Source organism: Peptacetobacter sp. AB800 (genome assembly GCF_047807365.1).
In the GTDB taxonomy this organism is placed as follows: Bacteria; Bacillota; Clostridia; order Peptostreptococcales; family Peptostreptococcaceae; genus Peptacetobacter.
Genome location: NZ_JBLOUI010000029.1, coordinates 11,724 through 31,480 on the forward strand (window position 1 = coordinate 11,724; position 19,757 = coordinate 31,480).

Genomic DNA, 19,757 nt, shown 5'->3' on the forward strand with positions numbered 1-19,757 from the left:
TCTTCCTTGAAGGTCAGACACTAAAAAAGCTTACCATATTAAATCCTTATATTAATAAAACTAAAAAAAGAAAAAAGCTACGAGTTTTCTATACTACTCGTAGCTTTTTTCTTTTTATCTATCTCCTATAAGCACGTCCATTACTCCCTTAATCGTGCTTACTTCAGCCTCTTTATATACCTCAAGCCCAAACTCCTCTATCGTACTACTAGTCACAGGCCCAATAGACACAAGCTTCTTGCCTTCAAGCAACTCCTTATAATTCTCTCCAGCAATCTCAATAAGATTCTTTACAGTAGAGCTACTTGTAAACGTAACATAATCTACATCAGATTTCAGTACATCTTCTGCAATCTCTCTACTCTTCTCATCTATCACAGTCTTATAACTAAATACCTCTGTTACCTCACATATTTCCTTCAACTTATCCGCTAAAAACTCTCTAGCATTTTCAGATCTAGGTATTAAAATTTTATCGCTGCTTTTCACAGTCTTTTTCATCTCTTCAAATAGAGACTCTGCCACAAATCTTTCAGGAACTATATCAGCTTTTATACCTCTCTTCATAAGTTCCTCAGATGTACCTGCTCCTATTGAACAGACTTTCACTCCAAAGAACACCCTAGAATCAAGTCCCATATTGTCTAAAGTTTCAAAGAATAACTCAACACCATTTCTACTTGTAAACACAATATGTGTATAATTTTTTAAATTCTCTATCTCTTTTCTAAGCTCTGTATCGTCATTTTTCTCAATTTTGATAACTGGAAGCTCTACTGCCTTTCCTCCAAGAGAGTTTATTTTTTCAGAAAGGTCACTGCTCTGTTTTCTAGCTCTAGTCACAACTACTTTCTTGCCAAATAAATCTCTATTTTCAAAGAAATTCAGCTTATCTCTAACCTTTACAACATCTCCAACAACGATTAACGATGGAGCTTTTACCTTTTTCTCCTGTGCAACTTCATACGCATTTTCTAAATCTGTAACTACCGTTCTCTGATTGTATCTAGTAGCCCAGCTTACAAAAGCAACCGGTGTCTTAGGATCTCTGCCTTCTTCTATAAGTCTATCGCTTATATGTTTAAGATTTCCTATACCCATTAAAAATACTAGTGTTCCCTTGCAGTTAGCAAGTGCATTCCAGTTTATTTCTTTATCCTCGTCTTCTCTTAGATGTCCTGTAATTACATGGAATGAAGACGCATAATCTCTATGAGTTATAGGTATTCCTGCATAACAAAGTCCACCTATTGCAGAAGTTATCCCAGGTACAATTTCAAAGTCTATCCCTTCATCATAAAGTACCTCGGCTTCTTCTCCACCTCTACCAAAAACATACGGGTCTCCACCTTTTAATCTAGTTACTATTTTTCCTTCAAGTGCCTTTTTAGCAATTACCTCGTTTATCATATCCTGTGGAAGAATGTGATTGCTCGACTTCTTCCCGACATAAATAAATTCGCAATCTTCTTTGGCCTCTTTTAAAAATTCATCATTTGCAAGTCTATCGTATATTATTACGTCGGACTTTTTGATACACTCAAGACCTTTTAAAGTCATAAGTTTTGTATCTCCAGGCCCTGCACCTACAAGATATACCTTTCCTTTCATTAAAAATCCTCATTTCTATCTATTTAATTTATACTAATTTATTTTGTTTGTACTAATCTTTTTATTTTAATCTACAAATAATATTATTCTTCTCTGTGTTTTTTCAAAACAAGCTCAGCCAATCTACTTCCAAGCTCTTTTGGATTATCTCTATCTCCATCAAGAGATGCTATAGTTATCTTTTCTCCGTCCTCATCTCCAAAAATTCCAGTTATAGTCAGCTTAGCTCCATCTACCTCACAGTATGCACCCATTGGTATGTGACAGCTTCCGTCAATTCCTGCAAGATAACTTCTCTCTGCATCTGTCTGAATCTGAGAAATCTCATCTTTTATAGCATCTATCATTTTTTCTAATACTACATCATTTTCCCTTATTTCTAAGGCAAGTGCTCCCTGTGCTGGAGCTGGTATCATCAAATCTACAGGAAGATATTCTGTTATCTTATCTTCTAAATCAGCTCTAAGCACACCAGATGCGGCTAAAACTATCCCATCTAAATTTTCAGATTCGATTTTAGATATTCTAGTTTCTATATTCCCCCTTATTGGAACAATATTTAAATCCGGTCTTTTTCTTAAAAGCTGATACTTTCTTCTCTTACTCCCAGTTCCTATAGTAGCTCCTATTGGAAGTTCATCAAAACTATTTAACCCTTCTCTAAGTATTATTACATCTCTAGGATCTTCTCTCTTTGGAACTGCTGCAAATTTTAAACCTTCAACTACCTCAGCTGGCATATCTTTCATACTGTGAACAGCTAAATCAATCTCACCTTCTAGTAGCTGACTTTCTATCTCCTTAACAAAGAGTCCTTTATCCCCTATCTTATCTAAAGACAGATGTAGAATCTTATCACCCTTTGTTTTTATTATTTTCACTTCAAACTCAACCTCAGGGAATTTTTCTTTTAATCTATCAATCGCCCAGTTTGTCTGGATAAGTGCTAAATTACTCCCCCTAGTTCCTACTCGTATCTTCATTTTCATCGCCTTTCTACTTGTTTTTATAGCTTTTATTAACTAAAATTGTTGAGAAATAAGAAATCTTATCCTCAAGTCCAGCATCTCTTAAATCTTTGTATACTATCTCTTTTTCTTGAGATGAGTTACTTACAAGTATTGCATTTTCAATAAGTCCATACTCATCCAACTTAGCTATTACTTCCTTAAAATTCTTATAAACCTTCATCAAAACTATACAGTTGTAGTTTTGAAGTATAAAGTCTAACTTTTCCTCTTCTATTGTGCATGGAGTTACAACAAGTGCATCCGTATCCATAACAAGAGGGAAATTATTAGAAGATGCTATATTAGAAAACGAAGAAATTCCAGGTATTGTAACCACTTCCACATCCTCGCTAAGTCTTTCCATTATATAGACATAAGTACTGTAAATCATTGGATCTCCAAGAGTTACAAATCCTACATCTTTTCCATTTATATTTATCTCATCTTCTATTTCTAGAGCTATCTCTTCCCAAGCCTTTATCTTCTCTTCTCCATTAAAATTCATCGGGAAATGTCTTTGTCTTATCTCTAAATCCTCTGGTAAATAGTCCTTAACTATCGACAAAGCTAAGCTTTCTCCACCCTTTTTAGGCTCTGGAGTAAATAGTATATCTATCTTTTTTAAAGTTTCCACTGCTTTTATCGTAAGTAACGAGCTATCTCCAGGCCCTGTACCTATTCCGTAAAATTTTGCCATTCTTTTCTCCTCTAAACCTCTTCAGCTTCTAATGCGTGCTGCACAAATTTCTGCTGAATTTTTTCTATCTCTCCAAGTCCTTTTAAATGAACTTCTGTTTCTATTCCTTCAGACTCTATTATAGTTTTCCAAGAATCCTCTTCATCTCCCGCCATATCATTCTGTGCATGTTCTCCTGCAACAAGCATAAGTGGCATAAGGTGTACTTTTTTAACATCTCTCTCTTTTAATCTTTTCACTACACTGTCTATTTCTGGATAACCTTCAACAGTACCAACATATACATCTGCACCCATATCTCTAAAATAGTACTCTATTGCAGGGTATGCACTGTGGCTTTCGTGGTCAGTACCATGTCCCATAAGAACAACAGTAGAGTCCATTTCATCTGTTACTTCTTTTACAGCTTCAACAGTTTCTTTGTAGTCCTCTATTCCAAAAAGAAGCGGTCTACCAAATTTTATGCTCTTAAATTTATCCTTGTACTCAGTTATCTGATTTTTTAATTTCACATATTCGTGTCCACATATTATGTGTAATGTCTGGATAACTACTTCTTCGTATCCCATTTCGTAAAGTCTATCCATAGCCTGAATTGGATTGTCTATCTCTATTCCATCTCTTTTTTTCAATTTATTTATTATCATATTAGATGTAAAAGCTCTAAAGAAATCATATCCTTCAAAGGCAGCTTTTATCTTATCCTCAACTGCATGTATAGTTTTTTCTCTGGTACCGTGGTAGCTAGTACCAAAACTTACAACAAGTATCGCCTTTTTCATATTATTTATCTCCATTTCTCTACAATAAATTTATATTTTTTCTAGCAATCAAATTTTGCTTCATCTTTCCAAATATCTAGTATCTCTTCAATATCTTTTAATTCACTAGTCTGATTTGGATAGTCCATTCTCTGTCTTTTAAGAACGAGTACATCTATTCCACATTCCTCACAGGCGTCGATTTTTTCTAAAAATCCACCTGCAGCTCCACTTTCTTTAGTCAGCATAAGGTCTATATCGTAATGCTTAATCATTTCTACATTCATCTCTTTTGAAAATGGACCCTTCATCGCAATTATATTATCTGCATTGAATCCAAGTTTTTCACATTCTATAATAACTTCTGATGTTGGAAGCACTCTTGGAAATAATTCTATCCCAGATAAATTTTCTCTATATTTAGCTAAATTCTTACTTCCAGTTCCAATGAGTATTCTCTTATACCCGTTATTTTTAGCTATTTCACACATTTCATCAATACTATCTGCAAAACGACAACCTTTATAATCTATCTCTTCAAGTAAAGATTTTCTCTCGTATCTTATATATCCTGTGTCCGTAGTTTCAGCAGCTTTTATAGCATTTTTTGAAACCTCTGTAGCATAAGGATGAGTTGCATCTATTATAAAAGAAATCTCGTTTTCCATTATAAATTTCTCCATATCTTCTTCACTCATCTTTCCAAGATGAATCTTCTTCGCAATGCCATCAGCTAAATCTTTTCCATATTCAGTCGTTACAGAAAGTATATATCTATTACAAAATCCTTTTTTATTTATCAATTCGCATATTTTTATGCTGTCCGAAGTACCACCTAAAACTAGTACCACAAAATCACTCCCTTTTCTAAACTGTATACCCTCTAGGAGTTATCATCATATCCTTGTCTATAAATGTCGATTTATTTCCTACAATTACCATAGTAGTCATATCAACTATTTCAAAATTCATTGTATCAAATGTGCAGATATGCTTTTCTTCGCCTTCTCTACCTGCATCTTTTACAATTCCAACAGGAGTACCCCCATCTTTAAACTCTCTCATTATCTCAAATGCTCTTGCTAAGTGTTCACTTCTTCCCTTGCTTCTTGGATTGTATAGGCAAACTACAAAATCTGCCTCAGCTGCAAGTCTTAATCTTTTTTCTATAACCTCCCAAGGAGTTAGAAGATCACTAAGACTTATATGGCAGAAGTCGTGCATTATCGGCGCACCTAAAACAGAAGCTGCTGCAATACTTGCAGTTACACCAGGTACAACCTTCACCTTAATATCCTCGTCCTCTTTGACAACAAGCTCAAGAATAAGCCCTGCCATTCCGTAAATTCCAGAATCTCCACTACTTACAACAGCTACATCTTTTCCCTCTTTAGCTATTTCTACAGCCATCTTACATCTGTCTATCTCTTTTCTCATACCATTTTGTACGACTTCCTTATCAGAAATCATATCTTCTATTAAATTAATATATGTCTTATATCCAACTATTACATCTGAATTTTTTATCGCCTCAATAGCTTCAAGAGTCATGTACTCTTTTCCACCAGGGCCAATTCCTATAACGTAAATCATAACTTTATCCTTTCATTCTGCCAAAAGCAAAAGTTGTTCCATTATTTTTATACTTATCCGAAATAACATTTCCACTTAGGAGATATGCTGAAGGCTGTGCAACAGAATAAACCCCAGTGTTTTTCTTTACAAATTCCGATTTATCAAACATATAGTCACAAGTGCAAATCTCATCCACATCAAATAGATTAAACTCTGCACAAAGAGCTTTTGATAAATCTATCATACATTTTTCGTCTTTTTTTATAATAAAGCTCCCTGTCTTTACAATTGCAGCAGGATGAATATTGTTTAGAGCAGAAAAAGTAGAAAACTCTTCAATCATTTTTTCAGTTTCTGTATTCTTTCTACACCCCATCCCAAGTGCAATTCTTCTCGGAACTAGCTTTATATAGATTAAATCCTCTTTTTCTTCATTATCTTTCTTTATATTATAAATAATCTCATCTACCCAACATCTAAGCTTATCAGTAACTGAAACGAGTACATCTAATTTTGCTATTGCATCAATCTCAGTTTTTTCATCTATCAACTCAAATCCAGATAGATTTAGACTATCTTTTTCAATTTCATAATCCGAATCAAAATATATCCCCACTCGCTTGTCATCCACAAGATATGAATTTACAAACTTTGCAGATTCTCTAAGGTTTTCCACATATCCACCGATTTTAGACACAATAACATCTAAAGCACCCTTTTTATTAGTATCTGTAGATGTTGTAATCACTGGATTTGCGTTTAAAACATCTGCTATTTTTAAAGTTATTTCATTTGCTCCACCTATGTGTCCACTTAGTAAACTAATCACATTATTCCCATTATCGTCCACAACCAACACAGCTGGATCTTCAAACTTACTCTTTAAAAATGGAGAAATACATCTAACTGCAATACCACAGGCAGATACAAAAATTATACATTCGTATTTATTAAAAAGCTCTCCCGTAAGCTCTTTTATTCCTCTCTTTTGGAAAAATACATCTACATTTTCTAGCTCTAAAGCTATTTTTTCTGCAGTATTTTTTCCCTTTTCTGTAACAGCTATAATAGCTATTCTTATATTTTTCTTAGCAATGACGATATCTTTTTTAGATATTCCATTTTCTAAAATCCTACCTACTTCATTCTTTAAATCAATATCTATTTCGAAATTAGTTTTCTCCATCTTCATTTCCTCTGTACTCGTGTACAAAATCTTTATCGTATAGTTTAGAGTTGTTGTAGTCCTGACCTAAAAATCTTCCAACCATTATAAGAGCAGTCTTGTTTATTCCATTTTCTCTTACCTTTGCTGTAATGTCTGTAAGTGTTCCTCTTAAAGCCATTTCATCTGGCCAAGTAGCCTTATAAACTACTGCAACCGGAGTATCTTCTGGATATCCACCCTCGATTAATCTTTCAACAACTTTTTCTATTTCCTGAACAGATAGGAAAATAACCATAGAAGTCTGGTGTTTGGCAAATTCCTGTATAGACTCTTTTTCTGGGACAGGAGTTCTTCCTTCCATTCTAGTTATTATCACACTCTGAGAAATTTCAGGCACTGTATATTCAACACCAAGTGCAGAAGATGCACCTAAGAACGAACTAACTCCTGGTGTGCAGTCAAATCCTACATCTACTTTATTTAGCTCCTCAACTTGTTCTCTTATTGATCCGTATATAGAGAAATCTCCTGTCTGAAGTCTTACAACCTCTTTATTTTCTCTAACTCCTCTTTCCATAACATCTATTATTTCACCTAAATCCATAACTGCACTATTGTATATCTCACAATCTTCTTTACAGTAGTCTAATAGTTCTGGATTTACTAAAGAACCTGCGTATATAACTATATCTGCATTTTTTAAAAGCTTGTAACCTTTTAAAGTTATTAGTTCTTTATCTCCAGGTCCAGCTCCGACAAAATGAACTTTACTCATAGCAAACCTCCAAATTAATTTATTTTTCCGCTGATATTAAAAAAATAGGGTTCTGTGGTTTAAAATAATCCCCACTACCCAATTTTTCTAATTTTGATACAGACACCATGCTGACATCTATATCCTTAAATCCCTTATTTCTTAAAAGCTCTAATGCTTTATAAAAAGTGTCTATTATAATAAAATTGGCGCATAATTTTCCACCTTCGTTTAAAATTTCATATGTCCAATCCACTATTTCCTCTAATTTTTTTGCAGTCCCTCCTATAAAAACAGCATCAAACTTTTCATCTGTTTCAAAAGGAGCATATCCTTCTAAAATATCTAGATTTTTTACACCAAATTTTTCCTTGTTAGACGCAATCAGTTCAACTGCGTGCTCATGTCTTTCAACAGCTACAACCTTCATATTGGGGTTTTTTAATGCTGCTTCTATACATACACTCCCCGTTCCAGCTCCGACATCCAGAAAACTTTTGGCATTTTCTATTTCTAGCTTAGAAAGTGCAATCGCCCTAACTTCTTCCTTTGTTATAGGCACCTTACCTGTAATAAAGCTACTATTTTTCATTAAGTTTCACCTATTTCCGTAAAATCTATTATTTTTTTAATTTATGTTTCTGTTTATATATCAACTATTGATCATCGTCCAATATTACAACGATATTCATATCGTAGTTTTCTATTTTTAAAATATCCTCTGGTTTTCCAATAGTTATTTTTTCGTTATCGTATGAAAGATTTTCACCGACAGCCATAGTTTTTTTCAAACCCCTTTTAATTATTTCCCGGGCAATTTCTCTAGGCCCAATCTTTGAATCCGTAACCATACACACTTTGCTATGAGATAGCAGATAATCAAAATCAGGCTCTCTTCCATGACTGCTAGTCATATATAAATCGTTCATATCTACTTTTATTCTCGAAAACATATACTGCATTGAGCTAATCCCTGGAATTATCTCCATCTTTTCATTATCTACATTTTTGCTCAGATACTTGCCTATTCCGTAGACAGATGGATCTCCAGATGCTATAACAGTTATATTTTTTTCTATATTTTCATTTATATAATTTTTTATTTCCACTAGATTAGCACCTAAAACAATTTTCTCGCCACAAAAATTCTCAAAAATCTCAAGATTTCTCTTGCCACCGATTAACACATCTGATTCAGCGATAATTTTTTTGCCAACCTCAGTTATATAGCCCTCGTTTCCAGGTCCTATCCCAACTACATTTAGCATATCTTCCTCCAAAGAATTAAAACTCTATCAACATTTTATTTTCTAAAACTTTCCAACATTTCCTCGGCATTTTTACTCTTTCCAAGTACTGTCTTATCCATTTTAAAAATAAATACTTCTATCTCAATCTCATTATCTACATGCATCTCTGCTCTTTTTTTACACTTCTCGCAAATTATATCGAAAACTTCTCCAAATCCATTTTCATATACAATATCTGTAGCTTCCTCAGTTGTAAGGCAAGAATCAATCTTTCTCACTAACTCTGTAGAAGCACCCATCAATGCCAAATTTGCTATAAGTATCTCATTTCTAGCATCTGCGACCTTGCTATGAGTATTAAAAATTCCTGCAGATAATTTTATAAATTTACCAATATGTCCAGCCAAAAGAATTTTTTTAAATCCCATTCTCTTAGCCTCCATTAACATATATCCTAAGAAATTGCTCGTCCTAACAACAGAACTATTTTCTCCAATCCTGTCTGAAATAAAGCTCTCTCCATGATTTCCAGGTACAAGTATAATCTTATCCATTCCAAGCTCTTTTTTCATATTAAGCTCTATTGAAAGCGACTTTTTCCAACCTTCATCGCTCATAGGCTCGACAATACCACTTGTTCCAATTATAGATATTCCACCTACAATTCCAAGTCTAGGGTTGAATGTCTTATTTGCAACTTCTTCTCCCTTAGGAATAAAAATAATTATCTTTATTATTCTTTTTCTCTCATTTGAGTTATTTTTTAATATACTTTCTTCACTTGCTTTTAAAACAGATTCGACTTCTTTTGCAATCATCTTCTGTGGAACTGGGTTTATCGCAGGTCTACCAGGCTCGACACTAAGTCCTTTTTTAGTGATAATTCCTACTCCATCTCCAGAAAACACACAGAATCCATCTCCTTCAAATGAGAATTTTTCAGAAGTCTTATCTATCTCATCTTCGTACACCCAAGTTGCCTTTGCAAATATTTCTATCCCATTTGTGGCATCTATATCATCTCCACCGTCTTTTTCTACAGAGCAGATTGAATAAATTTCTCCCGTATCCTCATTCTTTTTAATCTCACTAGAAACAACAGGAATAGATAAATATATTCCTTTAGGTGTATCTATATTTACCGTATCTATTTTTCCATTAGTTAAAAGCATATACACAGCAGCCTTTGAAACCGCAGTTGCACAAGATCCCGTAGTATAGCCCCTTCTGTATTTTTTCCCGTCTATATATACAAATTCTTCCATAATACAAACTATCTCTCTATGCTGTAAAGTATAGCATTGATTATTGCAGCCGCTAGATTACTTCCACCTTTTCTTCCCTCAGAAAGTATGTATGGAATATTTGTTTCTGCAAGTCTTTCTTTTGACTCAGCTGCTCCAACAAATCCAACTGGAACACCTATAACAGCATCTACTTCCATCTCTCCTGCTTCCACCATTTCTATAACCTTAAACAGAGCTGTTGGAGCATTTCCAAGAACAAAAATCTTTCTTCCTCTGTCCTCAGCAGCTATCTCAACTGCAGCCATAGATCTTGTAATCTCTTTTTCCTTGGCTCTTGCAACAGTTCTATCATCTGCAACTAAACAAGCATAATTGCATCCCAATTTATCTAATTTTCTCTTGTTTATTCCGCTTAAAGCCATAGTAGTATCTGTGTAAATACTAGCCTTATTTTCAAGAGCATCCTTTATTATCTCAGCTGCATTATCAGATATTTTTAGAATATCTAAATACTCAAAATCGGCAGTTGTGTGTATCGCTCTTTTTATTATTTTTTCTTCTATTTCACTTTTGTACTCATATCCAGGTCTTATATCGTCTATTATTCCCTGTATAATCTCAAAACTTCTCTCTTCAATCTTCATAGGGTTTTTAATATAATCCAAAAAAATCCCTCCTTTTATTTTTTATTCGTATCTTATTCCACCTTTGATAATATCTAGTGTGTACATATCTGAATAAACTTTGTCTATCTCTCTTCTTTTTAATTCAGCTATCATCTCAGTACAATCAAAGTATTTATCCACTAAAATTCCGACTATTGTACCACTATGTGCTACATTTACTCCAAATCCACCACATTTATCAGATACCTCTATAATCTCGTGTAGATACTCTTTTTTACAGATATTTTCATTTGCCAAACTACTAGCAGTACACGCTCTACCAATCATCTCTCTATCTTTTTCTGTGAATCCCTTTTTAAGCATTCTAAAGGCATTTTCAATAATTTCTCTATTTTTCATCTTTGCCTCTTTGTACATTCTGTTCTTTCTAAGGTCTACAGTATTTAGATATTTATTAGGCTCTAAAAGAAAAACCTTCATATTATCTATATACCCAAGTTTTTCCTTCACTTTACCCTTAACTGGGTTAAATATCACATTATCCTTCATAAATACAGAATCTGTAGGCTCTATTGATGATGCTATTTCTGCAATTTCTTCTGGAGTCATTTCCTCACCTATTAGATTTAATGCAGCTCCTATAGCAGCTCCTATATCTGCAGTTGAGCTACCCATTCCCTTGCTTACAGGAACCTCACTTATTATTTTTACAGATAAATTGTTTAGCGTTTCAACTGGTATATCGTATTTTTCAAATACTTTTCTTATAGCCAATCTCGATTTTTTTACATTTCTTATGTATATTTTCTTTTCTGTTCCTTTAACTCTTTCAGTTAAGTCCTCTTCCTCACCATCTTTTCTCTCTTCAAGGTAAACTTCTGAAAAAAGATTTACTGCATAGGAGCAGAGGTACTCTTCATTTCCTATCATTCCCTGAACAAACTCTCCACAAGAAGCAGGGCATTTTGCGTAACCTTTCACTCTATTCACCCAATACAGATCTAAGTGCATCTACAAGTACAGTATTTTGTTCATGATTTTTAATAGCTACTCTAGCAAAACTAGAGTCTAAACCAATAAAATTAGACGCATCTCTAATGAGAAGACCTGCCCTTTTTAATAAATTTTCTTTCACATCCAATACATTTCTATTTTCAAATCTAACTAGAATAAAATTCGCATCTGAATTAAATGCCTTTATTCCATCTATTTTATTTATTTCATTTATCATACATACTCTTTCTTTAGAAAAATACTCCTTGCTTTTTCTTATGTACTCCTCCTCTTTAAATATAAAATCAGATGCAGAATCTGCAAATGAGTTTATCGTCCAAGGCTCTTTTTCATCGTACATCTTTTGAAGTAATTCCCTATTTGAGCTTATTCCATAACCTAGCCTAATTCCTGGTATTCCAAAGAATTTTGTAACTGCTCTGATTATGAATAAGTTCTTTGATTTTTCGACCATATTTACAAGACTTCTCTCTTTTTCAGAGTCTGCAAATTCAATAAAGGTTTCATCCACTATAAGCAACTTTCCTTCCTTTTCTGCAAATTCCAGTAGTTTTTTTATTTCTCTAACAGATCCATCTGGATTGTTTGGATTGCAGATAAATATACTGTCAAATTCGTCTTTTCTTCTGTAAATTTCGTCTAAATCAAGTTTAAAATCTTTCTTCCAATCCATCACAAAATCTACTACACTTAGACCTGCAATCTCTGCACCTTTTCTATATTCAGAAAAAGTTGGATTGATTATAGCAAGTCTACCACTTAAATTTCTCATAAGGAGGTAGATTATCTCCGTTGCTCCATTTCCAGGAATAATATAGCTATCCTCTACTCTAAGGTAGTCTGCTATATTTTTTCTAAGTCTTCTATATTTTATATCTGGATATTTTTGCAAATTCTCCACTCCAGCCGCTACAATCTTATCCATACTCTCTACAATAAATGGATTAATATTTGAGCTAAAGTCGATAATTTTATCTGCTTCAAGTCCATAGAGTTCGGCTGCTGAATTGATATCTGCCCCATGAACTGAGTTTATATTAACTTTTTCTTTATTGAACTCTTTTTCTTTGGTAGATTTATTTTTTTTATTCAAATTATTTTCCATCAATTCTTTCCAAACTCTCCTTTTAACAGTATTAATATATTATATCATAATGCAAAACAACGCTGATAAAATTAAAAGTGCATTAGCTGTTGTCGCATACATAAGCTTATTCATTCTAACTATATCGTAGTTTTCTAATTCTCTTTTTTTATCTCCAATAGTAGGTTTATATACTTCCTTCCCAAAGTAGATATTTGTTCCACCAAGCTGTACTCCAATTGCTCCAGCTGCTGCACCTTCTGCAAATGCACAGTTCGGACTTTTGTGATTTTTTCTATCTCTAATCGCTATTTTAAACGAGTTTGCTCCATTCATACCACATAAAAATGCTCCTAAAGGCATAAATATCGCAGTTAATCTTGCTGGAATAAAGTTGGCTACATCATCTAATTTTGCAGATACACATCCAAGGTTTAAATATTTATCATTCTTATATCCAACCATTGAGTCTAATGTGTTTATCGCCTTATAAGTCATTGCTCCTACAGGGCCGAATAAAAATCCGTAGAACATCGGCGAAATTGTTCCATCTACAGTATTTTCGGCAACTGTTTCAACTGTAGCCCTTATTATCTCAGATTGGCTAAGATTTGTAGTATCACGACCTACTATATATGAAAGCTGCACTCTCGATTTTTTTATATCTCCAGTTTCAAGTACGTTGTAAATCTTTGTAGCCTCGTCCTTTAAACACTTTGTAGAAAGTGTTGTGTAGATTATAAACGCACTCACAAAAATTTCTACATATTTATTGAAGCTTGCAATCTTTACAATCAATGTTGTAACAAGCGCTGTTGTAACAACAGGCACCAACCACATCAAAATTCCCAAATATTTTAGAGATTTCTCTGATTTTGCATGCTTTCTTATAAATTTTTCTGTTTTGCTTATCAACTTACCTATAAATCTCACTGGGTGTGGAAACCAATACGGGTCTCCAAACACCAAGTCCATAACGTATCCCAAAATCATAATAAGTATATTTACAAAACTATATCCAATCACAGTAAAAACAATCTTACTCGTTCCCTGTGGTGTAAATAAATTTTCCATAATCAAAATTTCCTCTTACATTCTAGCTTGGCAATTAATAAATCGCCTCAAATTTTTATTATCTTTCACAGTTTTTAAGTATATTTTCTATACAATCCAAATTGTTGTAAAAATGAGTGTGAAGATATGTCGCAAGTGTATTTTTCTTGCTATATCCTCCTTCCCATTCATCTACAACTTTTCCATCTCTAATTTTTCTCATCTTATATGCGCATTTTTCGTCGCTTTTAAATATTGAGTGGTGGAATTCGTGCCCTCTTATACAATCTCCTTCTTTTGAGATAACTGTCTTTTCTATGGCTTTTCCTTCACAGTATCCAAATCTTCTAAGTCTAGGAGTCATTTCGCTGACACCTTCAAAAATCCCAACCATATTTCTTTCAACTCCAGACTTGTCTATAATAGATTTTCCTAAATACATAAGTCCACCACATTCTGCATATATTGGAGTATTGTTTTCGTATAAGTCAAATATTGATTTTCTTATAGACTCATTTTTTTCTAATTCCTCAGCAAAAATTTCTGGGAATCCTCCTCCAATGTACACAAAGTTGCACGTCGGAACCTCTATATCCTCAAGAGGACTAAAGTATTTTGTTTCTATTCCAAGTTTTTCAAATATCTCTATATTTTCTCTATAGTAGAAGTTAAATGCCTTATCATGTGCAATCGCAACAGTTTTTCCCTTAGCTAATTCAAATAAATTCTTCTTTTCCATTTCCTCAACTAAGTCAAATTTGCTGACAACTTCTTCGTTTTCTGATAATTCTATAATCCTATCTATATCTATATACTTTTCAATTTCATCCGCAAGAGATGAGAATTTCTCAGATAATTTTTCAACCTCATCCATTGGAACAAGACCTAGATGTCTTGATTCAAGTGCAAATTTATCATTTGGTGGAAAATATCCAAAAACTTCTAGCCCACAGTATTTTTTTATAGACTCTTTTATTATGTTGAAGTGGCTTTCAGTTTTTACATTATTTGCAATAACACCTATGATATTTACATTTTTGTCTAAGTTTAAATAACCAAGTACTGTCGCTGCAGCAGATGCAGCCATTGCCTTACCATTTATAACTAGTATTACTGGAGTTTTGGTAATCTTTGACGTGTAAGAACTGCTACATTTATCTATATCAGTTCCAAATCCATCATAAAGCCCCATAACCCCCTCAATCACAGAAATATCAGCATCCTTTGACGCAGTATTTACTATGTATTTAATCTTTTCATCGTCTAACATATAAGAATCTAGGTTTCTAGAATCTCTACAAGTTATAAATGTGTGAAAAGACGGATCTATATAATCAGGCCCAACCTTGTATGGCTGCACCTTTAGATTTCTCTTTGTAAGTGCCCGCATAATCCCAAGCGAAATTGTAGTCTTTCCAACTCCACTTGAAGTACCTGCAATCATAATCTTTTTCATTTATCAAATCTCCTATTATTAACAGCATTAACTATTTACTTGCTTGAATTTCCAACTATTTCGTATATTTTTTCCATGTCTAGGTTTTCTCTTAGCATATCCGCAAGTCTGTCATATTCTCTATTTTTAAACTCTTCAAATGATTCTACCTCACTAGTTATAGGCTCTAAGCCCTTCTTAGCTCTTATTGTGTTTAGAAGGGTTCTAGTAAAGTCTATCTCATCAAAAATCCCGTGTAGGTAAGTACCTACAACATTTCCTTCTGAATTTGAGCATCCTATTAAACAGTTCTCAACATTTTTATCCATTAAACCTGTAGGCTCACTCGCAAATATTTCGTCTACACATTCATCTAGTTTTGTTGTCGTTCCCATGTGTATTTCATAGCCTTTAACTTTTTTTCCTGATACATCATTTAAATAGCCTTGCACATTATCAGAAATAACTCTCTCTGTCTGCACAGTAGTTTTCTCTTTTTCAAATTCTGTAACAGTATTTAAAAGTCCTATTCCTTCTACTTCTAAATCGTCGCTTTCAACACCATATTTATCGACGATTTTTTTGCCTAACATCTGATATCCACCACAGATTCCAAATACTAGCTTTCCTCTTCTAGCACATTCCTTTATCTGCTCCTCAAGTCCAGTTTCTCTTAAATATTTTAAATCATCTACTGTACTCTTAGTTCCTGGAATAATTAGCATATCAGGATTTCCAATAGACTCACCAAAATCAACATATCTAAGACTTACATCACTCTGTGTTTCAAAGATATTGAAATCTGTAAAGTTTGACATATGTGGAGTCCTAACTATTTCGATATTTATATCATTTTTCTTTGTTGCCTTTTTAAATCTAGTAGTTACACTGTCCTCGTCCTCAATCTTAATATCAGAGTACGGAACAACTCCCAAAACAGGTATATGTATGATATCCTCAAGCATCTTCACACCTTCAGCAAAGTACTCTTTTTTTCCTCTAAATTTATTGATAATTACACCTTTCACTCTTTTTCTCTCGTCCTCAGTTAAAAGTGCAAGTGTACCTACAATAGAGGCAAATACCCCTCCTCTGTCTATATCAGATACCAAAACAACTGGAGCATCAGCGATTTCTGCCATCCCCATATTTGAGATATCTCTTTCTTTTAAATTTATCTCGGCGCAACTTCCTGCACCTTCCATAATAATTACATCATACTCATTTTCTAAATCAGAAAATGTGTCCTTTAAAATATCTACTAACTCTAATTTATATTCATGATATTCAGAGGAATGCATCTCTCCAACAACTTTTCCTCTAACAATTACCTGACTTCTATGATTTCCGCATGGCTTTAATAGGATTGGGTTCATGTCTGCTTTTGGTTTTATCCCTGCTGCTTCTGCCTGAAATACCTGAGCTCTTCCCATCTCTAGTCCTTCATCTGTTATGAAAGAGTTTAGTGCCATGTTCTGTGGTTTAAAAGGAGCTACTTTGTATCCGTCCTGAGCAAAAATTCTGCACATACCTGCAGCGATTATACTCTTTCCTACATTGGATGCAGTTCCTTGAAACATTATTTTTCCTTTCAAAAATTTCACTCCTTTCAACGTATAATTTTCCTATCTTATATTATACTATTTAACAACGATAATAATTATCTTTTTTAATGATTTTAATGTTATTTTTCTCATTTTATTTTGTATTTTTGATTATATAGGAAATTGATGTAGGTTTTATTAAACATAATTTTTTATCAACTAATAACATAAAAAATGCGATTGCATCTAATTTTTGCAATCGCATTTGTATGTTACTATTTTACAATTTTTAATACATATCCTTAGCTATAAATATATATACATACTATACATTCTTTCTAGCTGCTACTAAACAAGATGATTCTATCTTTGAATTAAGCTCTTCAAAGTAAACGAATAATAATTCATCCGCACCATTTAATACACTTTTATCACTTTTTTCACTAACTAATACTATCGGTTGGTCAGCTGTTATTGCTTGAAGTGCAAATGATCTATGTATTCCATCTGACTCTAATATCATAAATTTTTTACAATTTGGATAGAATTTTTTTATTACTTTCTTATTTGTTTCAAATCTATTTCTTCCTCCAATTCTGATGGCATTAGTTTTATTAACTAAATTATCACTTATTACAGCATTTCCACCTATTGCATAAGTTTTTACTGAATTTAAATCAGAGTTTAGTTTTTTACCATCCGTAACTATAACAGGCATTTTATTCTTTATTGCTGCAGAAGCTATTGATACGGCATCAGCTTCTCCATTTTTCCCATTTACAATAGCAACAGTATCGACATCAGTTAATCTAGCCACTTCCTCTGCTACTCTATAGCTAGTTTGATATCTATCTCTTCCTGCTAATCTAATTACATTATGTCCTTCTCTTCTTAGCTTATTTTCTAATTCCTTTGTTATTACTCGCTCTCCACCTACTATATATACATCTTCAGTAAGTATATAATCTCTAACAACTCCACTACTTCCATGAGAAGTATATACTGGCACTAAATTAGCATTAGCCGCACCAACAAGCCCACTTGCACTTAACCCATCTGGGATATCTCTTTGAGATACTAAAACAGTAGCGTCTGCATCTTCTTTTAAGAAATATTCAAAGTTATCATATGATTCATAAGGTCCTATATTTACATATTTTGCATCCACTACATCATCTCTATAATCTGATAATGCAGATACCTGAGCTATTGTTGATAACATTAATATTGCGCCCAATGCTATTGACATTAATTTTTTGTGCATGATAATTACCTCCTTCTATTTGTTAATTTTATAGTACTACTTATTTTATTTAAATTCAATCTTTTGTATTCAATATTTCTATACTATCAATATTATATTATTATATTTCACTATAAGTGAATTTTTTCTCGGTTGTTTGCATGCGATAATATTCATATATAGTGAAAGGAGTTTTGTTATGTATTTTGAAAATGATAAAGAATTATTCAAAACAATAGGAAATAATCTTCGTATTTTTCGTAAAAATGCAAATTTAACGCAAGCTCAATTAGCAGAAGCTGTTGGAATAAGTATAAGTTATTTATCAAAGATTGAAGCGATTAATTGTGATAAGAGTATTTCTCTTTCTATACTTAACCAGATTGCAAATTTTCTCGAAGTTGATATTATTGATTTTTTTAAGGGGGAATGATTTATGTCAAGAAAAGCTAATACACATGGTGGAGGAGCAAAAACTAACGAAAATGGTCTTTTATTTGAACAATCTACTTCTCTTGTAGATTCATTAATTAATGCTGGCTTTACAGTTAAAAATGATGAGATCTTTTCTGATGGAAAACTTTTAGGTTATACATATAATAAATTTAAATTTTATAAGCATTTTTTATCAAAAAAAGGAATTAATTATAAGGATTATAACTCAAAACGATGGCTTCCTGATGATGTCTTTATAAATGAAATCAACAAGACAGTTTATATAATCGAAAAAAAATTTCAAAAGAGTTCTGGTTCAGTTGATGAAAAACTTGCAACATTTTTATTCAAAATATACGAATACGAGAAACTTCTTACTCCTATTGGATATAAAATCCAATATATTTACCTACTATCTTCTAATTGGTTCAAACAGAAGAAATATGATGATTATTTTACTTATATGGAACTACATAATTGTCCTTATTATTTTGATGAATTACCTTTATCAGCAATTGGACTATAATTGTTAATTTTATCAATATTTTTTATTATTACTAAATGGAGGTGTATTTTTATGGTTTATAGTTATAATGAAGTAACTCATTTTTTCTCTAATGAAGGTTCTAGAAATGAAGTTCGTATGCGTGTAATTAATAAATTTTCAGAAGAAGTTTTTGGTACAGGGCCTGCTAAAAACGCTTCTCGTTACAAATACTACGTAGAAACACTAAAAAATGGTAATCGTATTTATCTACAACGACCAGCACGTTTTCACAATGGATTTGATTTTCTAGTTTGTGTAGAAAATACAAATTATGCAGAAGAAGGAAAAAGACGTCGCAACTACCCAAAACACGATGATATAAAAAATGATTTAAATTTAAAAAAAGCAGAAAATCCAGAAATGTACTCTAAATTATATGATATTCTAAAAAAAGTTTTTGAGTGTAATGATGTATTAGATGAAGAAATTGATACTATTCATTTTGAGTCTGGTCTCCCTGTAGACCATATAGTTAAAGCCGCAAAATGGTTATTTATAGAACAAGATATTCGTTATTGGAATTACTCTGGAAGATATATGACTTGGGAAATAATTCCTGAAAAATAACAAAAATACAAATTATATTTATTAACCTTGAATTTATAATCTAAGTGCAACAAAAAAAAGAACTCATATCATTTTCTTGGTATAATATTCATGCCAACAAAAATTAAAACCAAGGAGAAAATGATATGAGTCTATA

21 protein-coding genes are annotated in these 19,757 nt (G+C 32.8%); 3 read left to right on the forward strand and 18 right to left on the reverse strand.

The features are described from left to right. Positions 1-114: 114 nt before the first annotated feature. The 18 genes from cobA to ACK2WN_RS08810 all read right to left on the reverse strand — a co-directional run bounded on the left by cobA (position 115) and on the right by ACK2WN_RS08810 (position 18,093). Positions 115-1,611, reverse strand: coding sequence for a uroporphyrinogen-III C-methyltransferase (cobA, locus tag ACK2WN_RS08725; RefSeq protein WP_416155354.1), 1,497 nt, complete (start codon positions 1,609-1,611; stop codon positions 115-117). An 83-nt stretch (positions 1,612-1,694) separates the two neighbouring features. Further along, the gene (gene hemC, locus ACK2WN_RS08730) at positions 1,695-2,594 is read right to left on the reverse strand and encodes a hydroxymethylbilane synthase (protein WP_416155355.1); all 900 of its coding nucleotides are present in this window, start codon (positions 2,592-2,594) and stop codon (positions 1,695-1,697) included. Between the two features lie 13 nt (positions 2,595-2,607). After that, on the reverse strand, positions 2,608-3,318 hold the full coding sequence (locus tag ACK2WN_RS08735; RefSeq protein WP_300529168.1) for a cobalt-factor II C(20)-methyltransferase: 711 nt from the start codon (positions 3,316-3,318) through the stop codon (positions 2,608-2,610). A gap of 11 nt (positions 3,319-3,329) precedes the next feature. Continuing rightward, entirely contained in the window at positions 3,330-4,100 is a 771-nt protein-coding gene (locus ACK2WN_RS08740) for a sirohydrochlorin cobaltochelatase (protein ID WP_416155356.1), read from the reverse strand. 41 nt (positions 4,101-4,141) lie between these two features. Beyond that, positions 4,142-4,930: a precorrin-6A reductase gene (gene cobK / locus ACK2WN_RS08745; protein ID WP_416155357.1), complete on the reverse strand. Its 789-nt coding sequence runs from the start codon at positions 4,928-4,930 to the stop codon at positions 4,142-4,144. A gap of 16 nt (positions 4,931-4,946) precedes the next feature. Continuing rightward, positions 4,947-5,672 carry a precorrin-3B C(17)-methyltransferase gene (gene cobJ / locus ACK2WN_RS08750; protein ID WP_416155358.1) on the reverse strand — a complete coding sequence of 242 codons (726 nt, stop codon included), beginning with the start codon at positions 5,670-5,672 and terminating at the stop codon, positions 4,947-4,949. 4 nt (positions 5,673-5,676) lie between these two features. Further along, the gene (locus ACK2WN_RS08755; protein WP_416155359.1) at positions 5,677-6,840 is read right to left on the reverse strand and encodes a cobalt-precorrin 5A hydrolase; all 1,164 of its coding nucleotides are present in this window, start codon (positions 6,838-6,840) and stop codon (positions 5,677-5,679) included. Next, positions 6,827-7,597 carry a cobalt-precorrin-4 methyltransferase gene (locus tag ACK2WN_RS08760; protein WP_416155360.1) on the reverse strand — a complete coding sequence of 257 codons (771 nt, stop codon included), beginning with the start codon at positions 7,595-7,597 and terminating at the stop codon, positions 6,827-6,829. The genes ACK2WN_RS08755 and ACK2WN_RS08760 overlap by 14 nt, the downstream gene beginning before the upstream one ends. 19 nt (positions 7,598-7,616) lie before the next feature. Beyond that, positions 7,617-8,168 (reverse strand): decarboxylating cobalt-precorrin-6B (C(15))-methyltransferase, encoded by a 552-nt coding sequence (locus ACK2WN_RS08765; RefSeq protein WP_416155361.1) that lies wholly within the window; start codon positions 8,166-8,168, stop codon positions 7,617-7,619. Positions 8,169-8,232: 64 nt separating this feature from the next. Continuing rightward, a complete protein-coding gene (locus ACK2WN_RS08770) occupies positions 8,233-8,844 on the reverse strand; it encodes a cobalt-precorrin-7 (C(5))-methyltransferase (RefSeq protein ID WP_300529155.1) in 612 nt (203 codons plus the stop codon). A 35-nt stretch (positions 8,845-8,879) separates the two neighbouring features. Next, a complete protein-coding gene (cbiD, locus tag ACK2WN_RS08775) occupies positions 8,880-10,091 on the reverse strand; it encodes a cobalt-precorrin-5B (C(1))-methyltransferase CbiD (protein WP_416155362.1) in 1,212 nt (403 codons plus the stop codon). 8 nt (positions 10,092-10,099) lie between these two features. Beyond that, entirely contained in the window at positions 10,100-10,738 is a 639-nt protein-coding gene (locus ACK2WN_RS08780) for a cobalt-precorrin-8 methylmutase (RefSeq protein ID WP_416155363.1), read from the reverse strand. 21 nt (positions 10,739-10,759) lie between these two features. Then, a complete protein-coding gene (locus ACK2WN_RS08785; RefSeq protein ID WP_416155364.1) occupies positions 10,760-11,680 on the reverse strand; it encodes a cobalamin biosynthesis protein in 921 nt (306 codons plus the stop codon). Position 11,681: 1 nt separating this feature from the next. After that, positions 11,682-12,818 carry a pyridoxal phosphate-dependent aminotransferase gene (locus ACK2WN_RS08790; protein ID WP_416155365.1) on the reverse strand — a complete coding sequence of 379 codons (1,137 nt, stop codon included), beginning with the start codon at positions 12,816-12,818 and terminating at the stop codon, positions 11,682-11,684. Between the two features lie 39 nt (positions 12,819-12,857). After that, positions 12,858-13,871 carry an adenosylcobinamide-phosphate synthase CbiB gene (cbiB, locus tag ACK2WN_RS08795; RefSeq protein ID WP_416155366.1) on the reverse strand — a complete coding sequence of 338 codons (1,014 nt, stop codon included), beginning with the start codon at positions 13,869-13,871 and terminating at the stop codon, positions 12,858-12,860. A 58-nt stretch (positions 13,872-13,929) separates the two neighbouring features. Continuing rightward, positions 13,930-15,306, reverse strand: coding sequence for a cobyrinate a,c-diamide synthase (locus ACK2WN_RS08800; RefSeq protein ID WP_416155367.1), 1,377 nt, complete (start codon positions 15,304-15,306; stop codon positions 13,930-13,932). A 35-nt stretch (positions 15,307-15,341) separates the two neighbouring features. Then, the gene (locus tag ACK2WN_RS08805) at positions 15,342-16,880 is read right to left on the reverse strand and encodes a cobyric acid synthase (RefSeq protein ID WP_331683505.1); all 1,539 of its coding nucleotides are present in this window, start codon (positions 16,878-16,880) and stop codon (positions 15,342-15,344) included. 274 nt (positions 16,881-17,154) lie between these two features. Next, positions 17,155-18,093 carry a cell wall-binding repeat-containing protein gene (locus ACK2WN_RS08810; protein ID WP_416155368.1) on the reverse strand — a complete coding sequence of 313 codons (939 nt, stop codon included), beginning with the start codon at positions 18,091-18,093 and terminating at the stop codon, positions 17,155-17,157. 178 nt (positions 18,094-18,271) lie between these two features. Here ACK2WN_RS08810 and ACK2WN_RS08815 point away from each other — a divergent pair, with 178 nt between their 5' ends. Genes ACK2WN_RS08815 through ACK2WN_RS08825 form a run of 3 tightly spaced genes read left to right on the forward strand, consistent with a single transcriptional unit; the run spans position 18,272 to position 19,621 of the window. Then, complete coding sequence (locus ACK2WN_RS08815) at positions 18,272-18,505, forward strand: helix-turn-helix domain-containing protein (protein WP_416155369.1); 234 nt, start codon at positions 18,272-18,274, stop codon at positions 18,503-18,505. 3 nt (positions 18,506-18,508) lie between these two features. Then, positions 18,509-19,033 carry a PD-(D/E)XK nuclease superfamily protein gene (locus tag ACK2WN_RS08820; protein WP_416155370.1) on the forward strand — a complete coding sequence of 175 codons (525 nt, stop codon included), beginning with the start codon at positions 18,509-18,511 and terminating at the stop codon, positions 19,031-19,033. A 51-nt stretch (positions 19,034-19,084) separates the two neighbouring features. Further along, positions 19,085-19,621 carry a hypothetical protein gene (locus tag ACK2WN_RS08825; protein ID WP_416155371.1) on the forward strand — a complete coding sequence of 179 codons (537 nt, stop codon included), beginning with the start codon at positions 19,085-19,087 and terminating at the stop codon, positions 19,619-19,621. Positions 19,622-19,757: the final 136 nt, after the last annotated feature.

Coding starts and splice junctions, on each gene's coding strand:
- ACK2WN_RS08740 (WP_416155356.1), bottom strand. CDS start 4,100: ATGAAAAAGGCGATACTTGTTGTAAGTTTTGGTACTAGCTACCACGGT.
- ACK2WN_RS08815 (WP_416155369.1), top strand. CDS start 18,272: ATGTATTTTGAAAATGATAAAGAATTATTCAAAACAATAGGAAATAAT.
- ACK2WN_RS08820 (WP_416155370.1), top strand. CDS start 18,509: ATGTCAAGAAAAGCTAATACACATGGTGGAGGAGCAAAAACTAACGAA.
- hemC (WP_416155355.1), bottom strand. CDS start 2,594: ATGAAGATACGAGTAGGAACTAGGGGGAGTAATTTAGCACTTATCCAG.
- cbiB (WP_416155366.1), bottom strand. CDS start 13,871: ATGGAAAATTTATTTACACCACAGGGAACGAGTAAGATTGTTTTTACT.
- ACK2WN_RS08765 (WP_416155361.1), bottom strand. CDS start 8,168: ATGAAAAATAGTAGCTTTATTACAGGTAAGGTGCCTATAACAAAGGAA.
- ACK2WN_RS08770 (WP_300529155.1), bottom strand. CDS start 8,844: ATGCTAAATGTAGTTGGGATAGGACCTGGAAACGAGGGCTATATAACT.
- ACK2WN_RS08735 (WP_300529168.1), bottom strand. CDS start 3,318: ATGGCAAAATTTTACGGAATAGGTACAGGGCCTGGAGATAGCTCGTTA.
- cobA (WP_416155354.1), bottom strand. CDS start 1,611: ATGAAAGGAAAGGTATATCTTGTAGGTGCAGGGCCTGGAGATACAAAA.
- ACK2WN_RS08800 (WP_416155367.1), bottom strand. CDS start 15,306: ATGAAAAAGATTATGATTGCAGGTACTTCAAGTGGAGTTGGAAAGACT.
- ACK2WN_RS08825 (WP_416155371.1), top strand. CDS start 19,085: ATGGTTTATAGTTATAATGAAGTAACTCATTTTTTCTCTAATGAAGGT.
- ACK2WN_RS08790 (WP_416155365.1), bottom strand. CDS start 12,818: ATGGAAAATAATTTGAATAAAAAAAATAAATCTACCAAAGAAAAAGAG.
- cbiD (WP_416155362.1), bottom strand. CDS start 10,091: ATGGAAGAATTTGTATATATAGACGGGAAAAAATACAGAAGGGGCTAT.
- cobJ (WP_416155358.1), bottom strand. CDS start 5,672: ATGATTTACGTTATAGGAATTGGCCCTGGTGGAAAAGAGTACATGACT.
- ACK2WN_RS08755 (WP_416155359.1), bottom strand. CDS start 6,840: ATGGAGAAAACTAATTTCGAAATAGATATTGATTTAAAGAATGAAGTA.
- ACK2WN_RS08760 (WP_416155360.1), bottom strand. CDS start 7,597: ATGAGTAAAGTTCATTTTGTCGGAGCTGGACCTGGAGATAAAGAACTA.
- ACK2WN_RS08810 (WP_416155368.1), bottom strand. CDS start 18,093: ATGCACAAAAAATTAATGTCAATAGCATTGGGCGCAATATTAATGTTA.